Origin of the sequence: Tundrisphaera lichenicola (genome assembly GCF_051175385.1) — a bacterium.
GTDB lineage: Bacteria > Planctomycetota > Planctomycetia > Isosphaerales > Isosphaeraceae > Tundrisphaera > Tundrisphaera lichenicola.
The window spans coordinates 6,279,669-6,298,769 of the sequence record NZ_CP195106.1; the positions used below are offsets into that span (position 1 = coordinate 6,279,669).

Consider the following 19,101-nt stretch of genomic DNA (forward strand, 5'->3'; position numbering starts at 1 on the left):
CCGGGGCGGCCAATCTGCGATACCATTCGTGATGAATGATATAAGATCGAACCTTGTGCCGTGCCGTGGTGTACCCGCCCCGATCCTCCGACCCGGAGAACCTCATGACCATCCCCCGAATCGATTGGGTTGGACTGACGCTCTCCGCCGGCCGATATCGGGTGACATCGAAGCTCGGCGAAGGGGGGATGGGGTTCGTCTACAAGGCCTGGGATCGGAACATCGAGGCGGATGTCGTGGTCAAGGTCCCACGAGGCTCGATGCTGGAGCAGCCCGATTTCGCCGCTCGGTTCGCTCGCGAGATCCGTTCGCTGGTCCGGCTCTCGCACCCCCAGATCGTCAAGGTAAGCGACGTGGGGGAGAACGAAGGCCTGCCCTTCGCCGTCATGCAGTACCTCCCCGGGGGCGACCTGGACGAGCGGCGGCCCATCGGACCCGCCGGGAGACCCGCCCCGGCACCGCCGGGTTCTCTGGCCGGATGGCTCCCGGGCGTGGCCTCGGCGCTCGATTACATCCACCGCGAGGGGTACATCCACCGGGACGTCAAGCCGGCGAATATCCTCTTCGATGGCCAGGGCCACCCGTTCCTCGGCGATTTCGGCGTCGCCAAGGTCCTCGGCGCGGTCGAGGCCTCGTCCGGTCGAGGCGCGGGGCTCACCGGGGCCGGGATGGTCCTGGGGACCCCCGAGTACATGGCCCCCGAACTGGTCATGGGATCGAAATTCGACGGGCGGGTCGACCAGTACGCCCTCGCGGTGACCGCCTACGAGATGCTCTGCGGCCGGAAGCCGTTCGAGGGAGAAGCCGCGACGGCGATCCTCGTCCGCCAGGCCAACCAGGAACCGCCACCGCCGAACGAGCTGCGAGGTCCCGGATCGGACGAATTGAAGCGACTGATCCTGCGGGGGCTCGCCAAGGACCCCGCACGCCGGTTCGACTCCTGCTCCGATTTCGCCGCTGCGATGGTGCGGGTCGCATCCTCGATGGCCTCGCCGGAACAAAAGCTCGTCGCTGAACCGCCCCCCGGTCGGATCCGATGTCCGGCCTGCACCAAGGACTTCGCGATCCCCTCGGCGGTCCTCGCCGCGCCCGAACGCGCCAGGGGACGGAAGACCGCCTGCCCGGCCTGCAAGGCCCCGCTTCGGTTTGCCAACGAAGGGCTCGGGCTTCGCGTCGATGACGAGGCCGACCGATCCGCCCCCGGGACCGTGATCGCGATGGGCCCCGCGACCCAAAAAATCGAATCCCCCAGGGTAGCCCGAACCGTCCAGGTCGGGACGAATCTCGACAGCCGACCGGGCCGAGCCGCCGGCACGGTCAAGGTCTCCGCAATCCCGGGCCAAGGTCGGGTCGCCGGGACCGTCCTGGTCTCCTCAATGGAGGAGGATCTCGCGCCCATGGCCGCCACGGTCAAGCTCGAGTCACTTCTCCTGTCTCCCGCCACCCCGAGGAACTCGAAGTCCCGGCTCATCCCGATGATCGCGGGCGCCATCGCTTGTATCGTGGTGATCTCGGCCGGATACTTCGCCTTCGTTCCCAACCCCGAGCGAGCCGTCGCCCGGCTCGACCCGGCCAAGGAACCGAGGCCTGGCCGGCTCGATCCGGCGACCCCGCCACCGAAGGCCATTCCGTCGGCGGTCGTCGACCCCGAGCCGTCCCCGGCTCCCGTCGAGGTTGCCCCGGTCCTCAGGGTCGCCGAACCTCCCTCGATCCCGGCCGAACCGGAACCTACGGCCCCGGAATCGGTCGCGACCATGCCCGACCAACCGATCGAGGAAAAGCCGGATCAGGACGCCGAAGTCGGAAATGTGATCGAGTCCGGGCCGCCACCCGAGCCCGAGGATCATTCCCTGATCACCAACCTCACCCTCGATGACGTGGCCAGGGAGCCCGAAAAACATCTCGGACGCCTGGTCTTCCCGACCGAATTGCTCTGGATCGGCAACCGAATCGAGGGCCGCTCGGGACCTTACCTGACTCTTTCCGTCCTCCGGACGCTGATGTTCAGCAAGAAGGCGCGCCCATCCGACTCCCCGCTCCCGATCGTCGCGACGGAAGAGGTCGCCAGCAATCTCCGTTCCGCGATGCGGCGGCTCGATCCCTCGGCCAAATTTCACGCGGCCATCGCCGATCTCAGGATCGTCCGGGACTCGAGCCGACCGAGCCTCTACATCGCCGTCGCCGAACACATCGAACTCTACAGTCGGTTGTCCCCCAAGGCCGTCTCCGACAGGCACTGGAACAAGGCCTTCGAGGTCGAACTCGTCACTCCAACCGAAGCGAAACCGACATTCGGTCGGGGCGAAGAATGGCGCAAGCGCCTGGACGCGTCGTACCTGGCCAGCGTGCGTCTCGATTTCAAGCGGGCCATCGCCCAGAACCAGGACGCCGTCATCAATCTGGGGATGCAGGCCGTGGCCAGGCAAGCCGCGGAAATCAACAAGTATCAAACTCAACAGCAAGAACAGATGAGACGAAGGTCGTTCGGCGTCGACAATTTCCCTCGATGACCCGTGACCTCCCGGGCGCCCGGGAGGTCGAGCGGGGCATACCCTCGACGATTTCGAGCGTGGTGATACCCTCGAAGTCGATCGATGCGAGGGGATTGCATCGGGACGACCCTCGCGTTACCTTTGAATTCTTACGGACTTCCCGACCGACCGGGACTCTCGCGCGATGACCGACGATTTGATCGGCCGATGGGCCACGCTCCTGGTCGACTACTGCCTCCGGGTCGAGCCCGGCGAGACGATCCTGATCGCCTCCGAGCTGGAGGCCCGTCCGCTGGTCGAGGCCTGCTACCGCGAGGTAGTCCGTCGGGGGGCTCACCCGATCGTCCGGGTCGAGTTACCGGGGCTCAGCGAGTTCTTCCTCGCCAATGCCAGTGTCGACCAGCTCGCCCACCTCTCGCCGGTCTCGGTCCGCGAGGCCGAGGTCTGCGATGGCCGGATCCGGATCTCGGCCGAGTCCGATACCCGCTCGATGCGAGGGATCGATCCGCAGCGGCAGGCGAGCGTTGATCGGGCTCGCGCTCCGCTTCGCGAGCTGGCCGGCAAGAAGCGGTGGGTCCTGACCCAGTACCCGACCGCCGCCTATGCCGCCGACGCCGGGATGGCTCGGGCAGATTATGATGCCTACGTCGCCTCGGCCATGTTCCTGGATCGCGACGACCCGGTCGCGGCCTGGAAGGCGCTGGGGCAACGCCAGGCGGGCCTGGTCGATTACATGACGGGCGTCTCCGAGGTCCGGATCGAGGGGGAGGGGACCGACCTGACCCTCTCGGTGGCGGGCCGGACCTGGATCAACTCCGATGGTCGGCGCAACATGCCCTCGGGCGAGATCTTCACCGGGCCGGTCGAGGAGAGCGTCCGGGGCAAGCTCCGGTGCAGCTTCCCGGTCTGCCGGTCGGGGCGGGAACTGGTCGGGATCGCCCTGGAATTCGAGGGGGGGAAGGTCGTCTCGGCCCGCGCCGACGAGGGGGAAGATTACCTGCTCTCGATGCTCGATCTCGATCCCGGAGCCCGGCGGCTCGGCGAGCTCGGCATCGGGCTGAACGCCGGGATCGACCGCATTACGGGGTCGATCCTCTTCGATGAGAAGATCGGCGGGACGGTCCATCTGGCCCTGGGCAACAGCTATCCGGAGACCGGCGGTACCAACACCTCCGCGCTCCACTGGGACCTGATCGTCGACCTCAGACGGGGCGGTCGAGTCACCGCCGACGGGCGACTGGTGATGGAAGACGGGCGATGGCTCGTCGGCTGACCTTCTGAACTCACGAGATCATCGAACCAGCCAATGCGGAAGGACCGACCATGCGACGAGCGACTTGTGCGTCCTGGATGATCGGATGTCTGGCGATCGCCCTGGCGAGCCCAGCCTCGGCCTGGCAGGGGTCGGAGTCGGCCTTGAAGGACCGGGTCTCGCAGCTGGTCGAGCGGCTGGAGTCGCCCAAGGTCGAGACTCGAGCCGCGGCCGAGAAGTCGCTGATCGATCTGGGGCCGAGGGCTCTCCCGCTCATCCCCCTGGCCGGCGACGCCAAGAAGCCCGACCTGGCCGAGAGGATCGAGCGGGTCCGGGCCAAGCTCCAGGAGATGGATGAGCAGACCAATCTCGGGGCGTCGAAGGTCACACTCCAGGGGCAGGGGATCCGCCTGACCGAGGCGATCAAGGCGCTCCAGACGCAGACCGGCAACGTGGTCGAGGATCTCCGCGAGGCGTTCGGCGAGGAGGCGACCAATCCGGCCCTGGACCTCGACATCCAGGACAAGCCGTTCTTCGAGGCGCTCGACATCGTGGCCGAGAAGGCGGGCGTTGCCATCAACCCGTACACCGGCGACGGGACGCTCGGCCTGACCGCCGGAGCAATGGCGGGCTCGACCATGCCCAAGTCGGAGCGGCCGATGGTCCTTTACACCGGGCCGTTCCGGATTCACTTCAAGCAACTCGGCGCGATCCGCGACTTCGCCGCCGGGACCGGGACGGCCACGGCCACCTTGGACGTCCTCTGGGAGCCTCGGCTCCGGCCGATGCTCCTGAGCCTCAAGAATGAGGATCTGGCGATCGTCGACGATCAGGGCAAGCCCATCCCCCCTCAGGTGAGCCAGGAGACCAACGAGACGGGGCTCCGGGCCGGGAATTGCGCGGTCGAGGTGAATCTAAACCTGACCGCGCCCGAGCGCTCGGCCAAGAAGATCTCGAGCCTCAAGGTGAAGGGGGCTGTCACGGTCCCCTCCGGCATGAGGACCTTCCAGTTTCCCAGCCTGGCCGGCACCAACGTCACCCAGAAGCAGGGCGACGTCAGCGTGACCCTGGAATCGACCGAGGTCCAGGAGCAAGTCTGGATCGTCGCCCTCTCGGTCGCCTTCCCCGGGGACGGACCGGCCTTCGAGAGCTACCGCCAGGGACTATTCAATAACCGGACCTGGCTCCAGAAGCCCGACGGATCGCGATTCGAGCAGAATGGCGGCTTCAACAGCTCGGGAAGCTCCGGCGGCAAGATGGGCTTCGAGTACATGTTCGTCGACGCCCCCGGGAAACCGGCCGACCACATGCTGGTCTATGAGACCCCCGCCAAGGTCGTGACCATCCCGCTGGAGTTCGAATTCAAGGATGTCCCCCTGCCTTGAGGGGCGAGACGGGTCGTCGGTCGACTATAACAGGAAGAGCGACCGATGATCCCGAACCCCCGACCAGGCCCCGCCAAGCATGAGCACCATCAACCCCGCCCAGACGGACCATGACGCCCTCCTGATCGTCGGCTTCGGAGGGCCCGAGGGGCGAGAGGACGTGATCCCCTTCCTGGAGAACGTCCTCCGAGGTCGCCCCGTCCCCCGCGAGCGGATGCTCGAAGTGGCCGAGCACTATTACCACTTCGACGGCGTTAGCCCGATCAACGGCCAGGTCCGCGAGCTGATCGCCGCCCTGAAGCCCGAGCTGGCCCGTCAGGGGGTCGACCTGCCAGTGTACTGGGGGAATCGGAACTGGCACCCGATGCTGACCGATACCGTCCGCGCCATGGCCGAGGCCGGGGTCAAGCGGGCCCTCGGCGTGGTCCTCTCGGCCTACAGCTCCTACTCGGGCTGCCGACAGTATCGCGAGGACATCATCAAGGCCCGCGAGGCCGTCGGCGCCGAAGCCCCGACCATCGACAAGATGCGGGTCTTCTACAACCATCCCGACTTCATCGAGGTCAACGCCAGGAAGGTCCGCGAGGCCCTCGAACGGTTCCCCGAGGATCGTCGAGCCTCGGCCGTCGTGGCCTTCACCGCGCACAGCATCCCCGACTCGATGGCGGTGAACTGCAACTACGAGAAGCAGCTCATGGAGACCTGCCGGCTGGTCGCCGAGGAATCCGGCGTCGCCCCCGGTCGCTGGTCATTGGTTTACCAGAGCCGGAGCGGCCGACCGACCGACCCCTGGCTCGGCCCCGACATCCTCGAACACCTGGACGCCCTGAAAGAGCAGGGGGCCTCCGAGGTGGTCGTCCAGCCGGTCGGCTTCCTCTCCGACCACATGGAGGTCATGTTCGACCTGGACGAGGAGGCGAGCCACCGGGCCCGGGAGCTGGGCCTGAACATGGTCCGGGCCGGGACCGCCGGGGTCGATCCTACCTTCGTCGGGATGCTCGCCGAGCTGATCCGCGAGCGGATCACCCGCACGCCCGATCGGCGAGCCGTGGGCCAGTATCCGGCCAACCACGACGTCTGCCCGGTCGATTGCTGCCTGCCGCCCCCCCGACCGGCTCGACCCGCCTCGTCCTGATGGTTCGAGACCGGAGCCGGCGGCTTTCACCGTTCTCGATGGCGGCCCGGCGGCGGGCGACCTAAGATCGATTCAGAATCCTGGTCCGCTGGAACCCTGGACGGAGTCCCCGCCATGATCCGCAAGCTCCTCGCGATGGTGCTGCTGCTGGCCCCGATCTCCGCCTGGGCGGCCGACGCCCCCGGCCCGAATCCCAACCTGACCCCCGGTGAGGTGGTCGAGATCCAGGTCGAGGCCCTCCGGACCAACGACAAGCCCGCCCGAGACGCGGGGATCGCCATCACCTTCAGCCTCGCCTCACCCGGTAACCGCCGGGTGACCGGGCCGCTGGAGCACTTCGCCCAGATCGTCAAGAGCCCGGCCTACAAGCCGATGATCGGCCACCGGATCGCCGGATATGGCCCGGTCCTGATTCGGGGAGATCGGGCCATCCGACGAGTCACGATCATCGCCGCCGATGGGAAAGCCTACGAGTACGAATTCCAGCTCTCCAAGGATCCCGAGTCCGGTTGCTGGTTCACCGATGGTGCGATCCCGGTTCCCGACCTGGCTCCCGTGGAACCCGGGAATATCGCTTGATCAACCCATCTTGGCCAGCTAACCTGGGCGACACCTTCCCCGCATTCACCCAGGGTTGCGCGGAAGGATCGTATTCGGCCCATCGCACCCGAGGTCACACCATGATGAAGTCGATGTTCGCACTGATCGTCCTGGCCGGCTTGATGAATGCCGCCCCCAGGGCCGAGGCCCAGCTTTTCCGACAGAGGGGGACGTCTTCGACCCCGGTCGCGTCCGTGGCCTCATCCCCCGTCGTCCATCGTTACAGCTACTATGCTTCGTCCTACCCGGCTCGCGGTTATGTGGGCTACGGGACAGAGGACTTCCCGTTCTACGGTCGCCCGTACGGGCACCCCTATGATCCCTGGACCTGGCCTTATATGACCGGGGCCTATGGTCAGGGGCTCGCCCGCTATTACGACCCGCCCGTCAAGTGATCGACCGGGCCGGGGCCAGGCTTGCCCCGGCCTCGCCACTCCGACCTCGCCTGAGTTGAAGGATCAGGTAGCCCACGATCGCCAGGTTGATCGCCAGGAGCGTCAGGCGGACCAGGGTCGTCCGTTCCCAGACTTCATAAAGCTCGAAGGGGATCAGGGAGCCGGTCGCGACCACGGTGAAGTATTCGGCCCAGTGCTTCTGGAGCAGGAGGCCGGTCCCTTCCACCAGGTAGAGGGTCGCGTAGGCGAAGGTCCCCAACCGTATCTCCTCCAGTTGAGCCCGACTGGCCCCGGAGATCCAATGGATCGCCCCGTGGATCTGCCGGTTCTCCGGGTCGAACCGGAGGGCCGTCACGATCCTCGTGGCCGTCGCGCCGGGATCGCCCCCGAGCAGGCGAAAGAGCCCGATCCCCAGCGCCGCCAGGAGTAGCCCGGTCAACAGCTTGAACGCGCCGATCACTCGTAATCCCATCGGATTCTGATTCACCACGCGTCCCTCGACGGATAAATTGGAGACCTGAGACTAAAGCCAGCCTGCCCACCGCGCGATCCAAGAAGTGTTTAACGGGCCGTGGGCTTGTGCTAACATAAAGGTCGTCTCTTGCACGATCCGGGCCGAAAGGGTCAAGCATCCATGTTCAAGCGACGGAACATACGGCCGGTCGGCGCCTGGGCGGTCGCGGCGTCCCTGGTCTGGTCGGCGAGCGTGCTCGCGGGGCCGGTCGACTACGACCGCGAGATCCGGCCGATTCTCGCCGAAAATTGCTACGCCTGCCACGGGCCCGACGGGAACGTCCGGAAGGGAGAGCTCCGGCTCGATCGGAAGGAAGACGCCTTCCGCGATCGTCCCGGAGGCGCGGCGGTGGTCCCGGGAGACGCGGATTCGAGCGAGTTGATCCTCCGCCTGACCGAGGCCGACCCCGAACTCAAAATGCCCCCGCCCAAGAGCGGCAAGACTCTTACCGAGGCGCAGGTCGCCACCCTCCGCCGATGGGTCGCCGAGGGGGCGAACTGGCAGGGCCACTGGGCCTTCACTCCCCCCAAGCGGCCAACGCCCCCCGAGGTCGAGGGACGATCCTGGGTCCGGAATCCGATCGACGCGTTCCTCCTGGCCGGGATGGAGGCGAAGGGCCTCAAACCCTCCCCCGAGGCCGATCGGACCACCCTGATCCGCCGGGTCACGCTGGACCTGACCGGCCTCCCGCCCACGATCGCCGAGGTCGACGCCTTCCTGGCCGACACCCGCCCCGATGCTTACGAACGGCTCGTGGACCGGCTGCTGGCCTCGCCCCACCATGGCGAGCGGATGGCGCAGAACTGGCTCGACGCGGCCCGCTATGCGGACACCAACGGTTATCACATCGACAACCATCGCGACATCTGGAAGTATCGCGATTGGGTCATCGACGCGTTCAACCGGAACCTCCCCTTCGACCAGTTCACGATCCAGCAGATGGCCGGCGACCTGCTGCCCGGGGCGACCGTCGATCAGAAGATCGCCAGTGGCTTCCATCGGAACACGATGGTCAACTTCGAGGGGGGGGCCGACGCCGAGGAGTACCTGACCAAGTACATCGGCGACCGGGTCACCACGACGGCGACGGTCTTCCTGGGCGTGACCCTGGCCTGCGCCGAGTGCCATGATCACAAGTATGACCCGTTCACCCAGAAGGATTTCTATCGCTTTTACGCCTTCTTCAACGGGATCGCCGAGAAGGGCCTCGACGGCAACAAGGAATCTCCCGCCCCCCGGATGAAAGTCCCCTCCGCCGACCAGACCGCCCGGCTCGCCGAGATCCGATCGTCGATCGCCCGGCTGTCCGAGCAACTCGTCGCCCCGTCGAACGAGGCGGATCTCGCCCAGGTCGCGTGGGAGAAGGAACGAGGCGAGTCCTCGAAGGGCTGGTCCGTCCTCGGGCCCTTGGCCCTGAACTCGACGGGGGGCACGACCCTGACCGAGCAGCCCGACGGATCGGTGCTGGCCTCCGGGACGAACCCCGATAAAGACGTCTACGAGATCTTCGCCCCGGCCGGATTGGCCAGCATCCGGGCCTTCCGCCTGGAGGCGCTGACGCACGAGAGCCACGTTCGCAAGGGGACCGGCCGCGCCGACAACGCCAACTTCGTCCTGACCGGATTCGAGGTCGAGTCGGCCACCGCGGAGAAGCCCGACGAATGGTCGTCGGTCCCGATGGCCAGGGCCGAGGCCGACTACTTCCAGTCCGACGGGGACTTCCAGGTCGCCAAGGCCATCGACACCGACCCGGCCAGCGGCTGGGCGGTGGACGGCGACCGGAAGGTCGAAGATCGTAGGGCCATCTTCGAGCCCAAGGCCCCGCTGGTCGCGGGCGAAGGGGGCCGGATCCGGGTCCGGCTCCGGTTCGAGAGCCCGTTCCCTCGCCACGCCATCGGCCGGTTCCGGCTGGCCGTCACCGACCAGGCCGCCGTCATCCTGCCGGGGCCGGTCGCCTCCGCACTCGCGGTCAGTCCCCCGGATCGGTCCGAGAAGCAGGCCGACGAGCTGCGGACCTATTTCCGCACCCAGGTCTGGGACGAGGGCCGTCGGATCTCCGGGGAGATCGCCGCCCTGAGGAAGTCCGAGACGGAGGTGGATGGGTCGATCCCGGTCACGATGGTCATGGCCGAGATGCCCAAGCCTCGCGAGACCCGCGTCCTGATGCGGGGCGACTTCCGGAGCAAGGGGGAGAAGGTCGAGGCGGGCGTTCCCGAGAGCCTCCCGCCGCTCCCCGCCGGCCAGCCGGCCGACCGACTTGGGCTGGCCCGGTGGCTGGTCGACCCGGGCAATCCCCTGGTCGCCCGGGTCACGGTCAACCGGTTCTGGCAGCAGTATTTCGGCACGGGGATCGTCAAGACGGTCAACGACTTCGGGACCCAGGGGGAATGGCCCAGCCATCCCGAGTTGCTCGACTGGTTGGCAACCGAGTTCATCCAAAGCGGCTGGGACGTCAAGGCCCTCCATCGCCTGATCGTCACCTCGGCCGCCTACCGGCAGGACTCGAAGGTGGAGGCGTCCCTGGTCGACCTCGACCCCGAAAACCGCCTGATTGCCCGAGGGCCCAGGCTCCGGCTCGACGCCGAGTCGATCCGGGACAACGCCCTGGCGATCTCGGGCCTCCTCGACGAGCGGATCGGCGGGCCGAGCGTCTATCCGTACCAGCCTCCGGGGCTCTGGGAAGAGCTGGCCTTCGGTCGCGAGTTCTCCAGTCAGGCTTACACCCAGAGCCAGGGAGACGACCTCTACCGCCGGGGGATTTACACCTACTGGAAGCGGTCGTTGCCCTATCCCTCGCTGTTCACCTTCGACGCCCCCAACCGCGAGGTCTGCACCGTGGAGCGTCCCAGGACCAACACGCCGTTGCAGGCCCTGGTCCTGATGAACGACCCGGTCTATGTCGAGTCCGCGCGAGTCCTGGGGCAGAGGGTTTTGAAGGAAGTCGCCTCGGATGCCGAGGCCCGGATGGTCCACGCCTTCCGCCTCTGCCTGGCCCGATCGCCGACCGACCGCGAACGCTCGGTCCTGCTCGAACTCTACCGCCAGCAGCTCGCCCACTTCCGGGCCAACCCCCAGGCGGCCGAGTCGCTCCTGAAGGTCGGCGAGTCGCCCCGAGACCCGGGCCTCGACCCCGCCGAGCTGGCCGCCTGGACCGCCATCGGCAACGTGCTCCTGAACCTGGACGAGACCATCACGAAGGGGTGACCCCGTGCTCGACTTCGACGAGATCGCCCGTGGTTCGACCCGTCGGCAGTTCCTCGGCCGGTCCACCTCCGGGATCGGGGTGATGGCCCTGGCCTCGCTCCTGAACCGCGACCTCTTCGCCGGGACGACCGATGGTCGGCAGTCTCTGGGAGCCTTACCCGAACTTCACTTCGCGCCCAAGGCCAAGCGGGTCATCTACCTGTTCATGTCGGGCGGCCCGTCGCAGATCGACCTGTTCGACCCCAAGCCGGTCCTCAAGCAGCGGACCAACGAGGAGCTACCCGACTCGGTCCGGAACGGCCAGCGGATCACCGGGATGACCAGCGGGCAGTCGCAACTGCTGATGGTCGGGGCGTCCCACCCGTTCAAGACCTACGGCCAGAACAACGTCGAGCTGTCCGAACTGATCCCGCACCTGGGCGAGATCGTCGACGACGTGGCGATCATCCGGTCGATGCACACCGACCCGATCAACCACGACCCGGCCGTCACCTTCCTCCTGACCGGCAACCAGCAGCCGGGTCGGCCGACCCTGGGCTCGTGGGTCTCCTACGGCCTGGGGAGCGAGAACCAGAATCTCCCCGAGTACGTCATCCTCCTTTCCGGAGGCGGCGGGCAGCCGTTGCTCTCGCGCTACTGGGGGAACGGCTTCCTGCCCAGCAAGTATCAGGGCGTCTCGCTCCGGTCGACCGGCGACCCGGTCCTCTACGTCTCGAACCCCGAGGGGATCGACCCGACCGTCCGTCGGCAACTCCTCGACGGCGTCCAGGAGTTGAACAAGATCCGGCTCGATACCGTGGGCGACCCCGAGATCGCCGCCCGGATCAACTCCTACGAGATGGCCTACCGGATGCAGACCAGCGTCCCCGAGCTGATGGATATCGCCAAGGAGCCGAAGGAGGTCGTCGAGATGTACGGCGCGACCCCCGGCCAGGCGTCGTTCGCCAACAACTGCCTGCTGGCCCGGAGGCTCGTCGAGCGTGACGTCCGGTTCGTCCAGCTTTACCATCGCGACTGGGACCACCACAGCAACCTGCCCGTCGAGCTGAAACGTCAGTGCGACGCCACCGACAAGCCCGCCGCCGCGCTGGTGAAGGACCTGAAGCGGCTCGGACTCCTCGACGAAACGCTGGTCATCTGGGGAGGCGAGTTCGGCCGGACCACCTACAGCCAGGGCAAGATCACCGCGGACAGTTTCGGCCGCGACCATCACCCCCGGTGCTTCACGATGTGGATGGCCGGGGGCGGGATCAAGGGAGGCCAGGTCATCGGCAAGACCGACGACTTCGCCTACAACATCGTCGAGGAACCGGTCCACGCCCACGACCTCCAGGCCACCGTCCTCCGGTGTCTGGGCGTCGACCACACCAGGCTGACCTTCCGCTCGCAAGGTCGAGACTTCCGGCTCACCGACGTCAGCGGCAAGGTGGTCGAGAAGTTGCTGGCGTGATCCGAACCATCCGAGCGAGTCGTTGGGAACCCGATGGTCGTACCGGATCGGACCATGCCATTTCCCCGCATCCGGTTCACGATGCGAGGACTCATGATCGCCGTGGGGATCGTGGCATTCTGCCTTTTCCTGTATCGAACGCTCAGCCCTGCGTTGATCCCGATCGGAGTGGTAGGGATCTTCATCGCGGGTTTCTGGCACCACTGCGGCCGGTTTCATCCTAAATGTGCGATCTGGGGATTCTGGTCATCGGCCGTCGCGACCAATCTCTTCGTTGCTGCCACGGATATCTATGCCTTGTGTCTGGGCGGGTATCTCCTGATGTTCCTGGCAGCGTACTGCGGGATCACGTTCACCCTGGGATTGGGTTCGGCCTGGGCGGTTGGGCTCGTTGCCAAATATCCGAAATCGCGCCGACCCGCATTCCTGGGCCTGGGGGTGGTCCTGGCCCTGTCGATCGCGCCTACCACGATGGTCATGGACTCGTGGCCCCTGAAGCTGGCCTGCCTTGTCTCCCGACCGTCAATGAATCGGCTGGCCGACCGGGTATCCCGGGGAGAGGCGATCGCCTGGCCGGTCGATGCGGGACTCTTCACGTTCGTCGGCTCGGATATCAATCGTGAGACGGGAAGTGTCGGGCTGATCACTTACCCGGACCCGGCCGGTCGATCGGGTTTCGTCCGCCATCTCCCGGAGACCCCGGCCGACAAACGATTGGGGCCTTTCTGGAACCTCAACTTCAATGTAAGTATGGGCGGGGGTTGGTGGTATCAGGATGAGGATTGAGAGGTTTTCGGAGGTCGCTGGCCTCAGATTCCCAGTGCCTGGCAGTAGTCGCGGGCTTCCTCGAACGCCTCGCGGAGCCGGACGAACTCGACGTGCGTGCCCCCGGCGTCGGGGTGGGCGGACTTGGATCGGGCGCGATAAGCGTCGCGGACCCGTTCGGTGCTGAACGGCGGGGCGATCCCGAGGACGGTCGCCCACGGGGGGATTCCAGCCCGGGATGAGCCCTCGACGGTCCCTTCGAAGAAGTCGGAGTAGAGGAACCGAACTTCGTCGCGGAACCCCCGAGTGGCCGGGAAGGCGTCGGGATGGACGAGCCAGCGGGCGACCCGCCAGTCGTCGTCGCCGTCGTCGTCGAGGATGGCTCGGGTCAGATCCGACCGACGAAAGGTCTGGTCGATCCTCCGGGAGACCAGCCGGGTGATCGCCTCGGTCGGGCTCGGGTGCCCGGCTCGGGGGTTCCAGAAGACCAACCGGGCCGACTCGGCCAGTCGACGGGCGGCGGCATCGAGACCCGGGCCGGGCTCGGACTGCGCGGCCTGGTCACGCCAGAAGCCGACGATCGTCACCTCGAAGAGGGTCAGCAAGGCTTCGGGGTCGGGCGGGATCTCATCGAAGGGGCGAGCCGGCGGATCGAGGCCCAGCCGCTTCCGGACGTTCGAGGTGATCCGGCGGACCTCCTCGGCGTCGGGTTGCTCGGCCCGGGGGATCTCGTTGGGCGGTCGCGACCCTCGGCCCATGGCCTCGGAGGCGACGTTGAAGGCGAACGCCGCCAGGCCGGCCGACTCGTAGAGGCCGAGGTGGACCTCGATCCCTTTCCGGCGGATTTTCGCCAGGAATCGTCGACCCGATCGGGCCCTCGGCAGCATCGACACGCCTTTGGGCAGGCGAGGGCTGGTGGCCTGATCCTGGCTCATGGCGGGGGAGAGCTTTCCTGGATGGCGAGGATTTCGGACTCGGGCCAGTCCAATGTACGGGCTGGGACCCTCGATCGCCAAGGCCAGCCAACGACGACGCCCCGGGAGGTCGAGACCGCCCGGGGCGTCGATGGATCAGGGTCGGACCGGAGATTCCGGGATTAGAGCCCCGAGAGGTCGAGGGCCTGGACCTTGATGCCGTCCTTCAGGCCGAACGCCTCGACCGCTTCGGCCGAGGCCGGGACCGACAGCGACCGGCGCGGCGAGAGGGCGATCCCGAGGAGCATCTTGGGGGCCTCGTTCGGCTTGACGACCGACCCGCTCACGGCCACGCCGTTGAGGATCAGGGGGGAGAAGTTCTCGACCCGGATCGCGAAGGTATCCTTGCCCTTGACCTTCTGACCCTTGACCAGCTTGACGTTCACCAGCCGCTTGAGGATCTCCTCGGCCAGGGCGTCGCCGAACGCCTGGGCGTTCACGTTACCGGCCTTGTCCAGCTCGACCGGCAGGGTGAACTTGCCGAGGCCCTTCCAGACTCCCCGATTGTCGTTGGAGGCGACCTGGACCGAAACCTCGGGCTTCTCGGCGGTCCCGATCACCTGGACCTTGCAGGCCACCGACGGGGAGGTCGGCTTGGCGGGGACGACCGACTCAACCGTCAGGCCCAGCATGTTCTTGTCGCGGAGGACTCCGCGGAGCATCTCGGCCGTCTTGGAGGTCGCTTCACCCTTGGAGGAGATCTCGATCAGGAGCCGGCCGGTCTCGCCGGCGGGCAGGGCGTCGATCTTCGAGGCGAGTTCGCGAGCCAGGATCAACTCCTGGGGATTGGCCCAGCCCTGCGAGATCCGGGCGATGTCGTCCCAGTTCATCCCGCCGACCGACCAGAGGACCAACTGCGAGACGTTCTCGGGGGCCTTGTCCCTGGCCAGCCGACGGAGGGCCGCCTGGACTTGTGGGGAAGCCTGAAGTTCCGAGACGTCGCCCAGTTGGAGTTGCTCGCCCTTGGTCGGCAAGGCCACCGAGGCGTCCTCATGGGGGGCATTCAGGCTCACGACGCGGGTCGCGAGGCTCCGGGTCTTGCCCGGTTCCACGATCGCGTTGGGAAGGTCGGTCGGGGGGACCGATCGGAACCCGCCGCCCATGCCGCCCATGCCGCCGCCCATGCCGCCGCCCATACCTCCGCCCATGCCGCCACCCATGCCCCCCATGCCGCCGCCCATCATGCCGGACATGAGCGAGGAGGGATCCCAGCTCTCGGTGGGCTCGACCAGCCGCATGATCAGACGGCCGAGGGTCATCAGGCCCATGGTCGCCGGCATCACGAGCATGCCGCCACCACCGCCGCCGCCCATGCCACCGCCCATGCCGCCCCCCATACCGCCGCCCATGCCACCGCCCATGCCGCCGCCGCCCATGCCACCGCCCATCCCGCCGCCGCCCATGCCGCCGCCCATGCCTCCCATGCCACCCATCTGGCCACTAGCACCGGAGGCGACCAGTCCGGGCGGGAGGACCACCTTGAGACGCTTGTTGGTCTGGTTGGTGACCTTGATCATCATCCGACCGTCGCCGGTCCCTTCGGCCTCGATGGCGACGGCGCCGGACCTGGCGGCTTCCAGGAGATTGATTCCGGGCTCGTCGACCGCCTTGAGCGGTTCATCGGCGCGGGTCGGGGTCGGCACGAAGCCGAGGAGCCCGCAAGCGAGGCAAGCGGTCAGAGGGCGGAATCGAATCAGCAGGGACATGAGACGTACCTTGGGTGAGAGGGGGAAAATGGTCTTTCAAGAGACACGTCGATCGGTCAGGGAAAGTTTCGTTTCCCGGATTCCTGATCGAAGGGTTGGATTCTGAAATTGGGCTCGAAGCGAGAGAGGCAGCAGGAACTGGGAGGATGAGACCGGACGAGACTCCTCGTCGAATCCGCCCGGCTTCTGGAAGACGCTCGATTACCCCCGACTATTCACCGAAGATAATCACTTTCCGAAAACAACCCTCCGCGGAGGTCGTGCCGGAGGGAATGGCCCGTCCGGGTCCGATCCGACCGACCGAAAGAGTAGAAACCTCCATGCGTTACGTGTCCCACCTGGCCTGCCCAACCTGCGGCGCGACTTTTCCCGCAGATCGTTCGATGAATCTTTGCGAACGAGACGGCCGTCCGGTCCAGGTGATGCTGGACCTCGATCGGCTCAAATCCGAGCGAGGGCCGGATGGCGGGTGGAATCCGACTCGCCGCGACCTCTGGCGGTTTGGGGGACTTTTACCTCTCGACATCGATGACCCGGCCGATCGGAGGTCGATCGTGGCCCTGGGCGAGGGGAACACGCCCGGTATCGACTACCCCCATCCCTGGGCCGATCGCCTGGGATGCCGGTTCGAGGTGAAGGATGAAGGGCGTCACCACCCGGACTTCGGGGCCAATCCGACCCTGTCGTTCAAGGATCGCGGGATGGCCATGACCGTCTCGATGGCCCGGGCGCTCGGGCTCTCCAGGCTGGCGATCCCCACCCAGGGCAACGCCGGGGATTCGCTGGCCACCTATGCCCTGGCCGCCGGGATCGAGGCCGCCATCGTCATGTCGCCCGAGACCGACCGGCCGATCCTGGGGAATGTCGCGGCCCTGGCCCGGCTCCATCCGTCCCAGATCACCCTCGAACTGGTCGCCGGGACGATCGTCGATTGCGCGGCGAGGGTCCGCGAGGAGTACGTCCCCCGCGGCTACTTCAGCGTGGCCACCTTCTCGGAGCCGGGATGGCGGACCGAGGGCAAGAAGACCCTCGGCCTGGAGATGGCCGAGCCTCGGGGGGATCGCCTGCCCGATCGGACCTGGAGCCTGCCCGACGTGATCGTCTACCCGACCGGCGGCGGGACCGGGGTCGTCGGCATGGCCAAGGCGTTCGACGAGTTGGAAGCCCTGGGGCGGGTCGGGCCCGATCGGCCGAGGATGGTCTGCGTCCAGAGCGAGGAGACGGCCCCGCTCGTCCGGGCCTTCGACGCGGGGGACGAGGACATCACCCCGAGGGAACCGGGCCGGACGATCGCCACCGGGCTGAACGTGGCAAAAAACGTTGGCCACGCCCACGTCCTCCGGATCATCCGCCAGACCGGCGGCTGCGCGATCTCGGTCACCGACCCGGAGATCCGCGAGGCGATCCGATCCGAGTGGAGAGACCGGCGTTTCGCCTGGTCGCCCGAGGGGGCCGCGACCGTCGCCGCGATCCCACGGCTCGCCGATCTCGGGATGATCCGGCCGGGCGACCGGGTGGTCCTGGTCAACACCGCCTCGCCCGAGAAGTACCTGCCGACGATCCGCGACCTGTTCGACGGCGGCCTCTGACTCCGGCTCACCAAGATGTCCCAAGGAGGGGTTTTGCGACAATCGGGCGGTTTTCCCGGCCGGTTCGATACCAAACCGCGCCGGGCGGGTTTATCCTGGCAGATCTCTCCCATCCTCCCGAAGTCGATCGGAGCCTTCTCATGCGAACGGCGATCGCTCTCGTGGCGTCCCTGGCGTTGATCGCCCTGACCTCGACGGATGCCGAGGCCCAGAGAGGTCGGTGGCGGAATGGCAATGTCTACACGCCCTTCGGCCAGGCCAGCATGAGCGACCTTCGAGCTGCGGGCGGAGATCCGTTCGCGGCAGCCGAGATCGGCCAGCAACGGATGCTGATGCAGCAGCAACAGCGAATGCTGAGGATGCAGCAGCAATATCTCCAGCAGATGGCCAGGCAGAAGAAGAACAATCCCGGAACCGTCGGGGCGAATAACACCCAAACCCGGACCCCATCCTTGGCCGCGACGAAAGCCCGAGGCAAGGCGAAACGGAACAGGACCACGGCCAAGTCCGCCAAACCGGTCGAGCCCGGATCGAGCCCGACCACCGGGACCTCCTCGACGAAGTCCCCGAAATCGAGCTGATCGCGGGGGTGATCTGCTCAGGTCAGGAAGATGAAACCGTCGCGGTCGACCCGGCCCTGACGGTCGAGGTCGACCCAGTCGGCTTGCCCGGCGACCAGGGCCTGGAGCCGCCCCTCGCCATCGGCCGGGAGGGGCTCGCCCGACTCGTCGACGGCCCGGATCACCACGCCGGGGAGCGGCGATCCGACCGAACCCGCCTTGTGGCCGATCTGGGTGGTGTCGTCCATCGTGAAGTCGGGCGTCGAGGCGGTCAGAAGGCCGAGCCGAGGATGCTCGAAGTGCGGCAAGGTCGGGTCGATGGTCTCGATCGGCCGGTGCCGACCCAGCTGGGCATGGGCGACGACTCCGGCGGCGAGGACCGCCTGACGGACCTTGAAGGCGGTGACCGGGGGCTCGACCCTGGGTCCGAACGAGATCACGACCGTCCGTCGCCAGCCCTCGGGGCGTTTCTTGACGAACTTACCGCCCGAGAAGCTCATGATGCTCCCCCAGACGTTGTCGAGGTAGACCGGGATGACCGCCACGTCCTCTCGCTTGGCCAGGATCACCTCGAGTCCCCGATGGAACGGCCCGGTCAGGCCGTTCCGGGAAAGTTGCCCCTCGGGGAAGATCCCAAGCAGTCGCCCCTCGGCGAGTGCCTGCCGGCAAACCTCGATCGCGGCTCGCTGGGCCTTAGGTCCGCGATACGGGACCGAGATCAGGCCGCATCGCCGGGCCAGATAGCCGATGACCGGCCATCGGAAGACGTCGGAATTCATCAGCGCCGTCCCCCGTCGGGGGAGCGAGGCGGCCAGGAAGAAGCCGTCGAACCAGGACATGTGGTTGGAAGCCAGCAAGACCGGCCCGGTCCTGGGAAGGTTCTCCAGGCCCACCCTCTTGAGGTCGTAGCGGAACCAGAGGACAAGCCGGAGGAACGGCTGGACGATCCAGGGGAGCAGCGCAACCCAGGCGACCACGCCCAGGACAATCAGGCCCGCGACGAGCCCGATCGTCCCGAAGGTCGGGGACTCGATGGTGGCCGGGAATCCGAGGTCGGTCATGAGAGTTCACCGGTTCGGC

15 protein-coding genes are annotated in these 19,101 nt (G+C 66.9%); 11 read left to right on the top strand and 4 right to left on the bottom strand.

What is annotated here, in order from left to right; translation table 11 throughout:
• The first annotated feature begins 104 nt into the window (after window positions 1-104).
• The 6 genes from P12x_RS24770 to P12x_RS24795 all read left to right on the top strand — a co-directional run bounded on the left by P12x_RS24770 (window position 105) and on the right by P12x_RS24795 (window position 7,259).
• A complete protein-coding gene (locus P12x_RS24770) occupies window positions 105-2,510 on the top strand; it encodes a protein kinase domain-containing protein (protein ID WP_435007690.1) in 2,406 nt (801 codons plus the stop codon).
• 166 nt (window positions 2,511-2,676) lie between these two features.
• Window positions 2,677-3,765 carry an aminopeptidase gene (locus P12x_RS24775; RefSeq protein WP_435007691.1) on the top strand — a complete coding sequence of 363 codons (1,089 nt, stop codon included), beginning with the start codon at window positions 2,677-2,679 and terminating at the stop codon, window positions 3,763-3,765.
• 50 nt (window positions 3,766-3,815) lie between these two features.
• Window positions 3,816-5,129 carry a hypothetical protein gene (locus tag P12x_RS24780; RefSeq protein ID WP_435007692.1) on the top strand — a complete coding sequence of 438 codons (1,314 nt, stop codon included), beginning with the start codon at window positions 3,816-3,818 and terminating at the stop codon, window positions 5,127-5,129.
• Window positions 5,130-5,208: 79 nt separating this feature from the next.
• Window positions 5,209-6,264 (top strand): ferrochelatase, encoded by a 1,056-nt coding sequence (locus P12x_RS24785; protein WP_435007693.1) that lies wholly within the window; start codon window positions 5,209-5,211, stop codon window positions 6,262-6,264.
• Between the two features lie 114 nt (window positions 6,265-6,378).
• Complete coding sequence (locus P12x_RS24790) at window positions 6,379-6,843, top strand: DUF4864 domain-containing protein (RefSeq protein WP_435007694.1); 465 nt, start codon at window positions 6,379-6,381, stop codon at window positions 6,841-6,843.
• A 101-nt stretch (window positions 6,844-6,944) separates the two neighbouring features.
• Complete coding sequence (locus P12x_RS24795; RefSeq protein WP_435007695.1) at window positions 6,945-7,259, top strand: hypothetical protein; 315 nt, start codon at window positions 6,945-6,947, stop codon at window positions 7,257-7,259.
• Here the strand turns inward: P12x_RS24795 and P12x_RS24800 are convergent.
• A complete protein-coding gene (locus tag P12x_RS24800; protein ID WP_435007696.1) occupies window positions 7,252-7,746 on the bottom strand; it encodes a DUF2127 domain-containing protein in 495 nt (164 codons plus the stop codon). The two genes, P12x_RS24795 and P12x_RS24800, sit on opposite strands and share 8 nt — an antisense overlap.
• A 147-nt stretch (window positions 7,747-7,893) precedes the next feature.
• Here P12x_RS24800 and P12x_RS24805 point away from each other — a divergent pair, with 147 nt between their 5' ends.
• From P12x_RS24805 to P12x_RS24815, 3 genes are read left to right on the top strand one after another with little or no spacing between them, the layout of a single operon-like run.
• Window positions 7,894-10,977 carry a PSD1 and planctomycete cytochrome C domain-containing protein gene (locus P12x_RS24805; RefSeq protein ID WP_435007697.1) on the top strand — a complete coding sequence of 1,028 codons (3,084 nt, stop codon included), beginning with the start codon at window positions 7,894-7,896 and terminating at the stop codon, window positions 10,975-10,977.
• Between the two features lie 4 nt (window positions 10,978-10,981).
• A complete protein-coding gene (locus tag P12x_RS24810) occupies window positions 10,982-12,427 on the top strand; it encodes a DUF1501 domain-containing protein (protein ID WP_435007698.1) in 1,446 nt (481 codons plus the stop codon).
• A 54-nt stretch (window positions 12,428-12,481) separates the two neighbouring features.
• The gene (locus P12x_RS24815) at window positions 12,482-13,213 is read left to right on the top strand and encodes a hypothetical protein (RefSeq protein WP_435007699.1); all 732 of its coding nucleotides are present in this window, start codon (window positions 12,482-12,484) and stop codon (window positions 13,211-13,213) included.
• A gap of 23 nt (window positions 13,214-13,236) precedes the next feature.
• On the opposite strand, the gene P12x_RS24820 is transcribed toward P12x_RS24815, so the two are convergent.
• A complete protein-coding gene (locus tag P12x_RS24820) occupies window positions 13,237-14,127 on the bottom strand; it encodes a J domain-containing protein (protein WP_435007700.1) in 891 nt (296 codons plus the stop codon).
• Between the two features lie 161 nt (window positions 14,128-14,288).
• On the bottom strand, window positions 14,289-15,872 hold the full coding sequence (locus P12x_RS24825) for a hypothetical protein (RefSeq protein ID WP_435007701.1): 1,584 nt from the start codon (window positions 15,870-15,872) through the stop codon (window positions 14,289-14,291).
• Window positions 15,873-16,192: 320 nt separating this feature from the next.
• Here P12x_RS24825 and P12x_RS24830 point away from each other — a divergent pair, with 320 nt between their 5' ends.
• Window positions 16,193-17,461: a threonine synthase gene (locus P12x_RS24830; protein WP_435007702.1), complete on the top strand. Its 1,269-nt coding sequence runs from the start codon at window positions 16,193-16,195 to the stop codon at window positions 17,459-17,461.
• Window positions 17,462-17,601: 140 nt separating this feature from the next.
• Window positions 17,602-18,042 carry a hypothetical protein gene (locus P12x_RS24835; protein WP_435007703.1) on the top strand — a complete coding sequence of 147 codons (441 nt, stop codon included), beginning with the start codon at window positions 17,602-17,604 and terminating at the stop codon, window positions 18,040-18,042.
• A gap of 17 nt (window positions 18,043-18,059) precedes the next feature.
• On the opposite strand, the gene P12x_RS24840 is transcribed toward P12x_RS24835, so the two are convergent.
• Window positions 18,060-19,082 carry a 1-acyl-sn-glycerol-3-phosphate acyltransferase gene (locus P12x_RS24840; protein WP_435007704.1) on the bottom strand — a complete coding sequence of 341 codons (1,023 nt, stop codon included), beginning with the start codon at window positions 19,080-19,082 and terminating at the stop codon, window positions 18,060-18,062.
• Between the last annotated feature and the right edge of the window lie 19 nt (window positions 19,083-19,101).

Bases quoted from the DNA above. Each gene is read 5' to 3' on its own strand.
- P12x_RS24770 (WP_435007690.1), top strand. From the start codon at position 105: ATGACCATCCCCCGAATCGATTGGGTTGGACTGACGCTCTCCGCCGGC.
- P12x_RS24775 (WP_435007691.1), top strand. From the start codon at position 2,677: ATGACCGACGATTTGATCGGCCGATGGGCCACGCTCCTGGTCGACTAC.
- P12x_RS24780 (WP_435007692.1), top strand. From the start codon at position 3,816: ATGCGACGAGCGACTTGTGCGTCCTGGATGATCGGATGTCTGGCGATC.
- P12x_RS24785 (WP_435007693.1), top strand. From the start codon at position 5,209: ATGAGCACCATCAACCCCGCCCAGACGGACCATGACGCCCTCCTGATC.
- P12x_RS24790 (WP_435007694.1), top strand. From the start codon at position 6,379: ATGATCCGCAAGCTCCTCGCGATGGTGCTGCTGCTGGCCCCGATCTCC.
- P12x_RS24795 (WP_435007695.1), top strand. From the start codon at position 6,945: ATGATGAAGTCGATGTTCGCACTGATCGTCCTGGCCGGCTTGATGAAT.
- P12x_RS24805 (WP_435007697.1), top strand. From the start codon at position 7,894: ATGTTCAAGCGACGGAACATACGGCCGGTCGGCGCCTGGGCGGTCGCG.
- P12x_RS24815 (WP_435007699.1), top strand. From the start codon at position 12,482: ATGCCATTTCCCCGCATCCGGTTCACGATGCGAGGACTCATGATCGCC.
- P12x_RS24820 (WP_435007700.1), bottom strand. From the start codon at position 14,127: ATGAGCCAGGATCAGGCCACCAGCCCTCGCCTGCCCAAAGGCGTGTCG.
- P12x_RS24825 (WP_435007701.1), bottom strand. From the start codon at position 15,872: ATGTCCCTGCTGATTCGATTCCGCCCTCTGACCGCTTGCCTCGCTTGC.
- P12x_RS24830 (WP_435007702.1), top strand. From the start codon at position 16,193: ATGCGTTACGTGTCCCACCTGGCCTGCCCAACCTGCGGCGCGACTTTT.
- P12x_RS24835 (WP_435007703.1), top strand. From the start codon at position 17,602: ATGCGAACGGCGATCGCTCTCGTGGCGTCCCTGGCGTTGATCGCCCTG.
- P12x_RS24840 (WP_435007704.1), bottom strand. From the start codon at position 19,082: ATGACCGACCTCGGATTCCCGGCCACCATCGAGTCCCCGACCTTCGGG.